Origin of the sequence: Paenibacillus sp. BIC5C1 (assembly GCF_032399705.1) — a bacterium.
GTDB lineage: Bacteria > Bacillota > Bacilli > Paenibacillales > Paenibacillaceae > Paenibacillus > Paenibacillus taichungensis_A.
In genome coordinates, this window is sequence record NZ_CP135922.1 from 2,243,176 (window position 1) to 2,256,535 (window position 13,360).

The following is a 13,360-nucleotide window of genomic DNA, read 5'->3' on the forward strand; positions in this document are numbered from 1 at the left end:
CCTATGGCTGCAAATGTTCAAACCAAGATTAAAGAGTCCGCCGTGGACAAAACGTTTCTGATTACAATCTACATTTTGCTCAGTCTCGTGGCGCTGGTGGTCATTTACCCACTGATATTTATCGTCAGCAGCTCAATTAGCAGCCCGGCAGCAGTAACTTCCGGCCGGGTATGGCTATGGCCCGTAGATATTTCCTTCAACGGTTACAAGGCATTGTTTAATACACCTGAGATTCTCATCGGCTACGGTAACTCCATTTTCTATACTGCCGCCGGGACGCTGATTAGTGTAGCATTAACCATCATGATCGCCTATCCGTTGTCACGCAAAACCTTTTTCGGCAGAAACACCCTGATGATGATCATCACCTTCACCATGATTTTCAGCGGAGGGCTGATTCCGACTTATATAGTGGTGAAGCAGCTTCATCTGATTGATACCCGCTGGGCGTTACTGATCCCGAATGCAATCTGGGTATGGCAGGTTATCATTGCTCGCTCGTTCTTTCAATCTTCTATTCCCGGGGAGCTTCTGGAAGCAAGTGAAATTGACGGCTGTAGTGATATGCGGTTCATCTGGAGTGTTGTACTCCCATTATCGAAGCCGATTATCGCCGTCCTGGTTCTCATGTATGCTGTGGGACAGTGGAATGCGTACTTTGATGCCCTGATCTATCTCAAATCGGCAGACCTGTTCCCGCTGCAACTCATCTTGCGAAGCATCATCATTCAAAACAACGGTTCTGGTGCCATGGATGTGGCGAAAATGGTGGAAAGACAGCAGCTTACCGAACTGTTAAAATATTCGTTAATTGTGGTCGCCACTTTGCCTGTACTTGTCATCTATCCATTTGTACAGCGTCATTTTGTACAGGGGATGCTGGTCGGTTCTGTTAAAGGTTGATCCTTAGATTCGGTGTATGGAGAAAGAAGATATAGACAGTTCATACGCAAGGTACCATCGTCTCAACTGGTAAACTACAAAAAGGGAGTGATCAGATTTGAAGAAAAGTATGGTAACGTTATTGATGCTGGTAGTGGCATTTACAGTTGTCATGAGCGGGTGTTCCAATGGCAGCTCATCTACTGCACAACCAGGGAGCTCGGAAGAGGGCGGCAAGGTGAATATCAGCGTGTTCGCGGTTCAGGATTCTAGCATTGATATTCCGACCAATAAATTCACTGCATTTGTGGAAGACAAATTCAATATCAAATTCAATTGGGAGATCAATCCATCAGATGGGGCCAAGGAAAAGCGCCAAATCTCTCTTGCAAGCGGCGACTATCCCGATGCCTATCTGCTGACCCACTATATAGACCAATTCTCTCAGGCAGATCTGCTGAAGTATGGCAAGCAGGGTGTGCTCGTTCCTTTGAACGATCTCATTGATCAATACGCTCCCAACATCAAAGCGGCCATGGAGAAGAACCCTAATTTGAAAACGCTTAATACAGCGCCTGATGGTAATATCTATGGACTTGTTGCGTATACGGAATGTTTCCACTGTTCCTATCCGAGCAAGATGTGGATTAATACAGAGTGGCTGAAAAAGCTGAATCTGGAAATGCCAAAGACTACCGAAGAATTCAAAAACGTGCTGCAAGCATTTAAAACGCAGGACCCGAACGGAAACGGCAAAGCAGACGAGGTACCGCTGAGTGGTTCCATAGAGGAGTTCGGCGTACGAATTATTCCGTTCCTGATGAATGCATTTGTCTATGACGATGACCGGAACTACCTGCAAATGGAAAATGGGAAAGTTCAATCTGCGGCAATTACACCTGAATGGAAAGAAGGATTGACTTACATCAAGTCCCTCTTTGATGCAGGTCTGATTGACCCTGGCGCATTCACACAAAACGCAGAAGCGTTCAAGAAAATCGGTGAAAATGCTGATGCTGAAATTTTGGGTGCTGGTGCAGCCATGCATCCCGCAATCTTCGTAAACATTGACGAAGGCAATACTCGTTCGGCGCACTATAACCCGCTGCCGCCGATTTCCGGACCACAGGGTGTGTCCTATGCAACGCATGATGCGGGCGGTGTATCTCCAGGAGCGAAGTTTGTAATCACAAACAAGGCAAGTGAAGAAGCACAGATTGCCCTGATCAAAATGGTTGACTACATGTTCACACCAGAAGGCCAAACGAACGGTGCGAGCGGTATGAAAGGGATTGACTGGACTGACCCGGTGGAAGGTGATGTGGCACTGGGTAAAGACGTTAAACCTGTAGTGAAACAAATTCCTATGGCTGAAGGTGAGGCACCACGTAATGCGGGCTGGAGCGGCATGGCTCACTTCTATATGCCAAAAGAATATCGTGATACCTTCGTACAGGGCACAGATATTTATGCATCCAATGGTTATGAGCGCAGATTATATGATGCATCGCTGTTGTACGAAGGGCATGAACCTAAAGAGCTGTTCCCAATCTGGTCCGTCTGGATTGATCCAAACGAAATTGATGAAGCCAGCTTGCTGCAAACCAACATCAGAAACTACATTGAGCAAAATGAATTGCAATTCATCACAGGCAACAAGGACTTGAATAAGGACTGGGATGCTTATGTGAAAGGTTTACAGAACCTGAAGCTTGATCGTTATCTGGAAATTTTGCAAAAAGCATATGACACAAGCAAGTAATTAACAGGGATATCGGAATCAGGTGCCTATGATGTACCGGCACCTGATTTTCCTTGTATATAGGCAGAAGAGAAGTATGATGATGGAGTATATGTGATGATAGAAGATAAGCAATGGATGTGTTACATACCAAGAAGGGTGGGATCAACATTCCTGTGACTGAACAAGAACATATCACGAATTCCACGACGATAAGACTGACGGATTATGGCGCTGTGCCTGACTCTGAGTTGGACACCCAGCCAGCCATGGTTCGTGCCATTCAGGCGGCGGCCGAAATTCCTGGTCCGGTCGTGCTGGACTGTGCGAGAGGCCGGTATCATTTCTACCCGGAGGAGGCGATTCGGGCTCCCTATTATATCTCCAATACGACGAGTGAAGAAGAAAACCCAGACGTAACCAAGACCATTGCCATTCTGTTTAAAGGAATGACAGATGTAACACTGGAGGGCAACGGCTCCCTGTTTATTTTCCACGGCAAACAGACCCTGTTTTTGCTGGACAATTGCATAAATGTAGAGATTCGCAACCTGCGTACAGACTATCACCAGCCTACGGTGACCGAGATGACGATTATCTCAAGCGGAAAGCATTATTTCGATGCCCGGGTTCACCCCGATTCCCGTTATCAGATTCGGGACAACAAGCTAACCTGGCTCGGTGAAGGCTGGAGTTTTGCGGAAGGTCCCATGCAAACCTATGATCCATTACGGAATACAACCTGGCGAATCGACAATTGGCTGGAATTGGCCCAATCTGTGGAAGAGCTTGAGCCTATGACCATCCGTTTGCATTTTGATTTTCAACCTGCTGTGGTCCCGGGTCATGTACTACAAAATCGCGACGGCATTCGTGATCAAGTTGGAGTTTTTATGACCGAATGTTCAGATATAACGTGGAGAGACGTGAGTATGCATTTCCTGCACGGACTAGGTGTCGTCGGCCAGTTCAGCACAAATCTGACCTTCTCACGAATGAACCTGGCTCCCCGCACTGAAACGGAACGCACGGTTGCCGGTTTTGCGGATTTCTTGCACATTTCCAGCTGCAGAGGCAAGGTTGCCGTAAGGGACAGCTATTTTTCCGGCTCGCATGATGATCCTGTCAATGTCCACGGTACCTATTTACGAATTGTAGATCAGCCGGCGGTGGATCGTGTGAAGGTTCGATTCATGCATCCCCAGACGTATGGGCTTCCGGCATTTTATCCTGGTGATGAGATCGAATTTGTCCGTTCCGGTTCGTTGACGACCTACGCCTCCAACAATGTGGTTGCGGTAGAACGTTTAAGTACTCGTGAGCTCTTGCTGACTCTTGCTCATCCGGTACCGGACGGTATTGGCAGCCATGATGTCATTGAGAATGTAACCTGGACACCAGAAGTGGAAATTACAAATAATCATTTTGCCCGAGTGCCAACACGAGGAATACTCGTAACGACTCGTCGGAAAGTGCTGATTACCGAGAATACGTTTGAACGCATGTCCATGAATGCTATTTTAATTGCGGTGGATGCTGAGTCCTGGTACGAGTCCGGAAGGGTAGAGGATGTGATGATCTTCGATAACCACTTTATTGAATGTGGCGGCAGTGAGCATCCCGTGATATTCATATCCCCAGAGAATGTGGTGGTTGATGAGAGCGCTCCTGTACACCGACAAATCGTCATCCTGAATAACCGTTTCGAAACTTGTGGTGATGTCCCGATTTTAAGTGCCAAGTCCACTCGTGGGTTGGTTTTCAAGTCGAATAAAATATGTTCCCCCAGCGAGACAGGAAAGTTACCCTGCGTTGAAGAAGCAGTCTATGTGACTGCCTGCAGCGAGGTTGACATTGTAGATAATACCTTCACTAATGTTCCAGAAGGAACTGACTAGTAATTAAGTAATCATAAGGGAGAGTGCACATGAAACTTCAATATGACAAACCTGCACATGTATGGACCGAAGGGCTTCCCATAGGTAATGGCCGTCTTGGCGGCATGATCTTTGGTGGGGTGGAGCAGGAGAAAATCAGCTTGAATGAGGACACATTGTGGTCCGGTTATCCGAAGGATGGCAGTAATCCTGGCGCAAAGGACGCTCTACCAAAGGTTCGCAAGCTGTTACAGGAGGAACGTTATACGGAAGCAGACACGCTGACCAAAGAGATGTTGGGTCCGTACACCCAGTCCTATCTTCCTTTCGGGGATTTACTCCTGCGTTTTGAGCACGGGGACATCCACCATTCCTACAAGCGGACGCTGGATATAGAAAATGCAGTGCACAGCCTTGAATATCAGATTGGCCATGTGATCTATACCCGTGAAATGTTTGCTTCGCATCCTGATCAGGTACTTGTACTGCGGCTGGCTGCAAGTGTGGAAGGTGCGCTGAATGTACATGCGTCACTGGATAGCCCGCTTCGGCATGCGACTAGTGTTAGGGAAGGCCGCTTTGTTCTGGAAGGAACAGCCCCGGAGCATGTCGATCCCAGCTACTTTGCAAGCGACGATCCGATCCGATACGGGGACCCCGGAAATAACAAGGGCATGGTGTTTGAAGGCCAGTTAGCGGTGAGGACAGTGGACGGACAGGTAACGGTGGATGGCAGTGGAATTCATGTATTGGGTGCGACAACGGCAACCTTTTATTTCAGTGCGGCTACAAGTTTTAATGGTATGGATGCCATTCCAGGAGTTGAGGGAAAAGATGCTTCCTTCACTGCAAGTTCATTTCTGAATGAGGCAGTAGCCAAGCCATATGACAGCCTGCTTGACTCACATATTGCGGATTATCGTTTGCTATTTGATCGGGTGAAGCTTCAGCTTGGGAATTCACCTGCTCCAGAGCAGATGTCCACGGAACAGCGGATTACCACCTATGGGGCGGAGGATCCGGGGCTTGTGGAACTTCTCTTCCATTATGGGCGCTACTTGCTGATCGCAAGCTCCCGTCCGGGAACGCAGGCTGCAAATCTTCAAGGCATATGGAATGCAGTAACTCGTCCTCCCTGGAGCAGTAATTACACGTTGAATATTAATACTGAAATGAACTATTGGCCGGCTGAAATATGCAATTTGGCTGAATGCCATGAGCCCTTGATGGACTTGATCAGCCATTTGGCGAAGAAGGGCGTTGAGACCGCACAGGTCAACTATGGTACCCGCGGCTGGACCACGCATCATAACACGGATATCTGGGGGCAGACGGCACCGGTGGGCAATTATGGTGACGGTGATCCAAGCTGGGCTTTCTGGCCGATGGGAGGTATTTGGCTGACCCAGCATTTATGGGAGCATTATGCCTTCAGCGGAGACGAGACATATTTGCGTGATTCCGCTTATCCAGTAATGAAGGAAGCTGCGCTGTTCGCACTGGACTGGCTCATTGACGATGGTAGCGGTCACCTTGTGACTTCGCCTTCGACTTCGCCGGAGCATAAATTCCGGACAGCGGAAGGCGTAGCAGCGGTCAGTCCGGGTTCAACCATGGATATCTCATTAATCTGGGAGTTGCTCACAAACTGTATTGAAGCCTCGGAAATACTTGGAACGGATCTGCATTTCAGAAATGAGCTGGTGAGCATCCGCGAACGTCTTCTGCCGCTGCAAATCGGGAAATATGGTCAATTGCAGGAGTGGTCGAAGGACTATGAGGATGAGGACATTTACCACCGGCATACCTCGCATCTGGTAGGCGTGTATCCGGGTCGACAGCTTTCGGACGAAGAGACACCAGAGTTGTTTGTCGCTGCCAGAACCTCCCTTGAGCGACGGGGAGACGAAAGCACGGGCTGGAGCCTGGGATGGCGTGTTGCCCTTTGGAGTCGTTTCAGGGAGGGAAATCGCTCCCTGCATCTGCTCTCCAATATGCTGCGCCTCGTCAGAGATGGAGCGTCGGAGCACTACAACCATGGCGGTGTATATCCGAATCTTCTGGGCGCACATCCTCCGTTTCAGATCGACGGCAACTTCGCGGCCTCTGCCGGGATAGCTGAGATGCTGCTGCAATCTCACCGTCCTTATATGGAACTGCTGCCTGCATTGCCGGATGCTTGGCAGCAGGGCAGCGTTTCCGGTCTGCGTGCCCGAGGTGGATTTGAGGTCAGCATCCGGTGGGACAACGGACAACTTGAAGAAGCGTATATCACTTCACATCTGGGCCGGGACTGTGTGCTTAGAGGTGAAGGCCCAATTGTGGTAATGCTTGAAGGCAGCGTGGTTGAAACGGAGGACACCGATTCAAATATCATAATTTTCCCTACATCTGCGGGACGTACTTACAAGATTAAGTTGAGTTAAATCGCGTTATGGATCGGAAGATCGTTGCATGGAAAATGCTCTATTCGGTCTTTATAATGAGGGCAGACTTGGGCTGGAGAGACATAACCAGCTCCGCTCAGGGCATAGCATGCAACAATAAGGAGGCATATGATGCTAACTAGCGATACAGCCGTACAAGTGCAGCAACAGAATGTTAATCTTGTAAGCGTTACAAATGGGCACGTGAGCCTGGAGATCAATCTTGAAAATGGTGAAGTGTCCTGTATCGGCAGGCATTCTTCCCATGTGAAGGGCGTTCGTAGTGCTTTTCGCTGGCAGGGCCGGGAATACAGCACGGATCATTATCAGAACCATGAGTTGACGGCACAGGAAGATATTGTTCGAGAAGGATTTGGAAAAGGCATCCGCTTGGTTGTTCTGCATACAGCCTCGTTGCTGCCGCAACTGGAGCAGCATTTCTATATGTATGAATCCTCACCGTTTGTACTGGTGCAGACCGCTGTAGTCGGCGATGAAGAGATTAAGGCAAATCGCATGGCTGTCATCCAATCCAAAACCATATCACTCGGCGGAGAATCGGGCCAGGAAGAACCAAGCATTCTGCGTGTTCCGTTTGATAACGATAAATGGGTCAGATATACGGTGGTTAAGCCGCCGCTTGATGTGGAGAGTTACGAGGCGGCAGCCTTGTTCGCGCCCGACAGCCGCCGGGGAATTGTGATGGGTTCCCTTACGCATAAGGTATGGAAAACAGGGATTCGTATACAAAGCGAAAAAAGCGGACTTATCGAGGGACTTGATCTGTACGGCGGTGCCGTGAGTGAACTGACTCGCGATTCCCAGCCTCATGGTTATGTGAAGGGAAAAAGAGTGGAATCTCCATTGGTATTCGTCGGATTCTATGAAGACTACCGTGAAGGCCTTGAAGCTTACGGTCAGGCGAATACCTGGATTGAGGCTCAATTATCTTGGGAGGGCGGTGTTCCGATCGGATGGAACAGCTGGTCTGCAGCCATGAGTGATCTGGACTATGATCTGTATACAGCGACCAGCGATTTTCTGAAAAATGAAGTACAGCCGCTTGGATTCGAGAATGAGGATACGTTATACATCAACTTTGATGCTTTCTGGGATAATTTTACGCCGGAAGAGATGAAGAGTGCGCTGGAACGAGTGCGGCAAAATGGACATAGAGCCGGAACATACTGGACCCCATTTGCCTTTTGGGGAGGGCCTGATCAGTTCGGTCAGGCGGTTGAAGGAACGAACGGCAAATACACCTATGCAGATATTCTGCTGCGTGACAGTGAGGGCGAAATTCTGCCAGATGTAGACGGTGGCCTGGCGATAGACCCGACACATCCTGGCAACCTGAAAAGAATCGACTGGTTCACGGATAAATTCATCTCCGAAGGTTTCGAATATATCAAACTGGATTTCTTGGCACATGGCTCGTTGGAAGGACAGCACCACAATTCGGATATTACAACAGGGATAGCAGCTTATCACTATGGCATGTCTTATTTGCAGCATAAGCTCTCGCCAGAAGTAATCGGACGGCCATTTTTCATAAACTTGTCCATCGCTCCATTATTTCCATATGCGTTTGCCCACAGCCGCCGTATTTCCTGTGATGTCTTCGGTACACTTGCGGATACGGAATATATGCTGAACTCGCTGACACACGGTTGGTGGATGAGCAATACGCTCTATCGCTACAATGATCCTGATCATTCGGTGTTATACAAGAGCTTCAACCAGGAAGCTACCGGCTGGCATGAAGGACGTAGCCGCCTGACTGCTTCAGTCATTGCTGGTACGGTGCTTCTACTCGGGGATGACTTCCGTAAAGAGGAAGCTGCCGAACGAGCAAAAGAGTGGCTAGGTAACAAGGAGATTTTGAACGTTGCTCGTATGGGCAAAACCTACCGTCCAGTAGAAGGTGATTTTGGGAAGCTGTCTTCTGATGTGTTTGTCCTTGAATCGCCGGAAGAGAAAAGTTTCTATCTCGCTGTTTTCAACTTTGATGCTGAACAAGCTGCGGTGAAATCCATCTCGCTGGAGCGGGCCGGGCTAAACGCCAATGCCGTATACAGCTTGCAGGACCTGTGGGAAGGCTCACAAGGGGAAACGTCTGGAGAGCTTACGGTCTCACTGGAACCGGCGGAATCCAAAATCTTCAGATTGACCGTGAAGGGAAACTGACCTGGGCGAAATGAAAGTCCAGAGCTTTGATCGGTTTTAGGATATAAAAACAAAGTCAAACGCGCGCTTTTGTATCTCACAGATCGCGCGTTTGTCTATTTTGGGAATGAGTCTATTTCTAAAGATAAACAATATTGGACTGGAGGATATGATATGAACGATTTTACTTTGTGGTATTCAACCCCTGCAGCGGATTGGTCTCAAGGCCTGCCTTTGGGCAATGGAAGAATAGGGGCAGTTGTCATGGCGTCTTCGCATCAAGAAGTATGGAGTATGAGCGAGGTCACCTACTGGTCGGGTCGAATTGATCCGGAGCACCCTTCCGAAGGAGGCAAGGCTGCACTGCAAGAGATGCGAGATCATTTCTTCTCCGGCGATTATGATGAAGGAGATCGTCTTGCCAAGCAGCAACTACAGCCAAAGAAACGTAATTTCGGCACCCATCTTGGATTATGTGATGTTGTAATTGATTTTGGGAAAAAGAATTCGAGTTCTGATGAAGTTGGAAGCTTCCAACGTGAGTTGGATCTGACTCATGCGCTGGCCGGAGCGTTCTGGAAGGATGACGAAATCACAATTCTTCGTGAAGTTTTTGCTTCTCACGCCGATGATATAGTGGCCTCCAGAGTTTGGAGCGATGCTACTGGTGGCGTATCCTTTACACTTGGTTTGCAGGCAGGCACGGAATCTTTCAAGGTTATAGCCTTAGATGACAACACACTTGAATTCCAAGGGCAGGCAACGGAAAATGTACATAGTGATGGGACTTGCGGTGTATGGGCCAAGGGTTTGGTCAAGTTGGTTATATCCGGGGGGACCGTCGCAAGTAGTGGTGATCGATTGACTGTGACCGGAGCGGATGAGGCCTGGATTTATTTTAGTGTGAGCACAGATTATCGCCGTACAGATCGGGGTTGGGAAACAGAGAACGAGTCTACGCTGATGAAGGCTTTAAACAAGGGCTATGCCTTGCTGAGGGAGGATCATATCCGTGATTACGGTGAGCAATATGACAAGGTAGATATTCAGTTGGGGCTCAAGGGGAAATCCGGTCTGGCTACTGACCAACGCATTCGTTTGTTGGAACAGGGTGAGGGGAATGAAGATCCGCAGCTGTTTGCATTATTTTTTCAATATGGACGGTATCTGACCATTGCGGGCTCTCGTGAGAACTCACCGCTGCCACTCCATCTCCAGGGAATCTGGAATGACGGTGAAGCGTGCCGAATGGGCTGGAGCTGTGATTATCACCTTGATATGAATACCCAGATGAATTATTACCCCACAGAGATTACGAATCTTGGTGAGAGCCATCTTCCGTTAATTCGGTATGTTGAGGATTTGGCACAGGCGGGCAGGGAAACGGCTCGTAATCTATATGGATGCGATGGGTGGGTCGCTCATGTCTTCTCCAATGTATGGGGCTATACGTTGCCTGGATGGGAGACCTCATGGGGGCTGAACGTTACAGGCGGATTATGGCTGGCTACACACCTGATTGAGCATTATGAGTATAGTCAGGATCGTGTTTTTCTTGAGAATGTGGCCTATCCTGTACTTAAAGAATCGGCGGCCTTCTATCTGGACTACATGTGTGAGCATCCTCAGAACGGTTGGCTGGTGACGGGTCCTTCCAATTCGCCGGAGAATCATTTCTATCCTGGTAATTCGAGTGAGGCGGCACAGCAGCTGTCCATGGGAACGACAATGGACCAGATGCTGGTGCGCAGGCTCTTCGAATTTTGTCTTAATTCAGTTGAACTTTTGAACAAAGACGAGGAACTCGGACGCAAGCTGGAAGAAGCAATCAGCAAACTTCCACCTCTACAGATTGGCAAGAAAGGCCAGTTACAGGAGTGGCTGGAGGATTATGAGGAGGTGCAGCCGGAGCATCGGCATTTGTCTCATATGTATGCGCTGTATCCGGACAATCAGATTACACCTGATCATACACCGGAACTTAGTGCGGCAGCACGAGTAACGCTTGAGAACCGTATGGTCCAGGAAGAGCTGGAGGATGTTGAATTTACAGCTGCTTTGTTTGGACTGGGTTTTGCGAGATTGCACGATGGAGAAACGGCATATAAACACCTCTCACATTTGATCGGCGGTCTGTGCTTCGATAATCTGTTCACCTATTCCAAATCCGGAATTGCTGGAGCAGAGAGTAATATTTTCGTCGTTGATGGAAATTTCGGCGGTACAGCTGTCTTAGCGGAGATGCTGCTGCAAAGTTATGCGGGCGAAATTCACCTTCTCCCAGCGCTGCCACAGGCATGGAGCACGGGCTCGATAACCGGGTTGAGAGCAAAAGGAAATGCCGAGGTTGATATCGCCTGGGAGAATGGAAAGCTGACTTCAACTAACATTCACACGTTCTCGCCAGGAACGTTCACCATTTGTTGGGGCAAGCATAGAGCGATCCTTCATGCCGAAGCAGGCGAAAGTTACTATTTCAATAGCGAGCTGGAGTTGGTAAAATAACGATCTATACTTGAAAATAACTTTCATTTATATGGACCATGGTCCCACGGGGGGAAAAACATATAATAGAGACAGAAAGAGACAAAGGGAGGGGACGTTGATGTATAGTATTTTTTTGGTAGACGATGAAGAGCTGGGACTTGAGATGATGAGGGATTATATCCGTTGGGAAGAGATGGGGATCTACATCATGGGAACGGCGAGTAACGGCAGGGAGGCCTTGGAGAAGATCGAGGCCACCCAGCCTGATATCGTTCTTACTGATGTTCAGATGCCGATAATGAACGGTATTGATCTGGCGAGAAAGATACATGAGAGCTACGATTCGATCCAAGTGATGTTTCTGACCGGGCACGATGAATTTCAATATGTAAAATCGGCTATCAACGTAGGGGCCGTAGGATATATGTTAAAACCTTTGGATTTAAACGAAATTGAAAGCGTTATCAGTAAAGTTAAACAGCGTTGTGAAGAAGTTGCAATGAAGAACCGTTCCATGGAGGCGGCCAAAGCCAATATCCTGAAGGAGTTATCTTACGAAAAAAATGAGGATCGTGCTCTTGATCTCGCTTTTAGTTTCAGCCGTCTAACCCGACAACCGGAGACCACCCGATATGCAATGGCTTTGTTCAGTATCGATCCCAAGGAGGCTGAAGAGGAACAGCAAAGTCTGGAGGAATGTACAGCTCGGCTGGTGTCTTTTCTCGATCATTTCTTCAAAGCGAAGAACCTTAAAGCGATCTTTGTGGATTACAAGGAAGGAGAGACAGGTGTATTTATGGAAGCGGCCCAGCAGCCGGGACATTATGCGTGGGAAGACTTGGCTGAGGCTATTCGTAGTGCCCTGGATTTTACGGTAACGGCAGCTGTGGGCGGACAAGAGACCGAGTTAGCCCATATTCACTGTCTGTACGAACAGACGCGAACCATCTTGAACGAACGTTTCTATGAAGGTACAGGCACAATTATTCATGCGGAGACGATTTCGAACCAATTTTATACGGAGCATATGCCCCCTTTTGAACAAAAGGAATGGTTTGAGGCTATTAACCGACTGGATTTTGAATGGGCCGCACAGAAGCTGCACGGGTATATTGAGGGATTGGCAACACTGCGAGTTAAGAAAAAAATCATCTGCGACTGGTCAATAGATCTCGTTAATGAGCTGTTGGAGCAGCTTCATAAACCTGTTCCGAAACGGGCTGAGCTGTATCATTCCATCTATAATGCACTGACTCTGCATGAGATCGAGGATCTGATTCTCGGTACTGCGGAAGATGCCGTGAGTATGCTGGGTGAGCGGTTTATGGACAAAAATGCAAAGTTGATTCACAGGGTCCGTACCCTCATCGATCAGAATTATAATCAGCCGATTACCATCAACAGCCTGTCTGATCAGGTCTATTTGTCACCGAACTATTTGAGATCCATTTTTAAGGACAAAACAGGGATGACAATTCACGATTATCTGACACGCATCAGACTGGATAAAGCCAGGGAACTGCTGGCTGATGGTTCTCTCAAGATTCACGATATCGCGCAGAACGTGGGCTATGAAAGTACATCCTATTTTATTTCTCTGTTCTTGAAGACACAGGGCGTAACACCCAACGAATACAGGAAAAGTATTTAACGATACAGGCTGTTTGGTAATGATGATGTTGATCCTCCTGTTTTCCTTAAACATGATTTGGATAGGTTCCCTCTTACTAACCCATGATATGGCAAATGAAAGAGGCTTTCCTGTATGAATAGTAACATTG

The 13,360-nt window shown here is 48.2% G+C and carries 7 protein-coding genes; all 7 read left to right on the top strand.

All coding sequences use genetic code 11. The annotated features are described in order from the left end of the window. The first annotated feature begins 3 nt into the window (after positions 1-3). The 7 genes from RS891_RS10340 (at position 4) to RS891_RS10370 (ending at position 13,230) form a co-directional block, all read left to right on the top strand. A complete protein-coding gene (locus tag RS891_RS10340; protein ID WP_315795213.1) occupies positions 4-903 on the top strand; it encodes a carbohydrate ABC transporter permease in 900 nt (299 codons plus the stop codon). Positions 904-1,000: 97 nt separating this feature from the next. Continuing rightward, positions 1,001-2,644 (top strand): extracellular solute-binding protein, encoded by a 1,644-nt coding sequence (locus RS891_RS10345; RefSeq protein WP_113052755.1) that lies wholly within the window; start codon positions 1,001-1,003, stop codon positions 2,642-2,644. 113 nt (positions 2,645-2,757) lie between these two features. Beyond that, positions 2,758-4,521: a right-handed parallel beta-helix repeat-containing protein gene (locus RS891_RS10350; protein ID WP_315795214.1), complete on the top strand. Its 1,764-nt coding sequence runs from the start codon at positions 2,758-2,760 to the stop codon at positions 4,519-4,521. Positions 4,522-4,550: 29 nt separating this feature from the next. Continuing rightward, positions 4,551-6,926, top strand: coding sequence for a glycoside hydrolase family 95 protein (locus RS891_RS10355; RefSeq protein ID WP_315795215.1), 2,376 nt, complete (start codon positions 4,551-4,553; stop codon positions 6,924-6,926). 129 nt (positions 6,927-7,055) lie between these two features. Next, positions 7,056-9,113, top strand: a complete 2,058-nt coding sequence (locus RS891_RS10360) for an alpha-galactosidase (protein WP_315795216.1) — start codon at positions 7,056-7,058, stop codon at positions 9,111-9,113. A gap of 153 nt (positions 9,114-9,266) precedes the next feature. Then, positions 9,267-11,597, top strand: a complete 2,331-nt coding sequence (locus RS891_RS10365) for a glycoside hydrolase family 95 protein (protein ID WP_315795217.1) — start codon at positions 9,267-9,269, stop codon at positions 11,595-11,597. Positions 11,598-11,697: 100 nt separating this feature from the next. Further along, on the top strand, positions 11,698-13,230 hold the full coding sequence (locus RS891_RS10370) for a response regulator (RefSeq protein ID WP_315795218.1): 1,533 nt from the start codon (positions 11,698-11,700) through the stop codon (positions 13,228-13,230). The last annotated feature ends 130 nt before the right edge of the window (positions 13,231-13,360 follow it).

Excerpts from the sequence above, each read along its gene's own strand:
- RS891_RS10340 (WP_315795213.1), top strand. The coding sequence starts at position 4 with ATGGCTGCAAATGTTCAAACCAAGATTAAAGAGTCCGCCGTGGACAAA.
- RS891_RS10350 (WP_315795214.1), top strand. The coding sequence starts at position 2,758 with ATGGATGTGTTACATACCAAGAAGGGTGGGATCAACATTCCTGTGACT.
- RS891_RS10355 (WP_315795215.1), top strand. The coding sequence starts at position 4,551 with ATGAAACTTCAATATGACAAACCTGCACATGTATGGACCGAAGGGCTT.
- RS891_RS10360 (WP_315795216.1), top strand. The coding sequence starts at position 7,056 with ATGATGCTAACTAGCGATACAGCCGTACAAGTGCAGCAACAGAATGTT.
- RS891_RS10365 (WP_315795217.1), top strand. The coding sequence starts at position 9,267 with ATGAACGATTTTACTTTGTGGTATTCAACCCCTGCAGCGGATTGGTCT.
- RS891_RS10370 (WP_315795218.1), top strand. The coding sequence starts at position 11,698 with ATGTATAGTATTTTTTTGGTAGACGATGAAGAGCTGGGACTTGAGATG.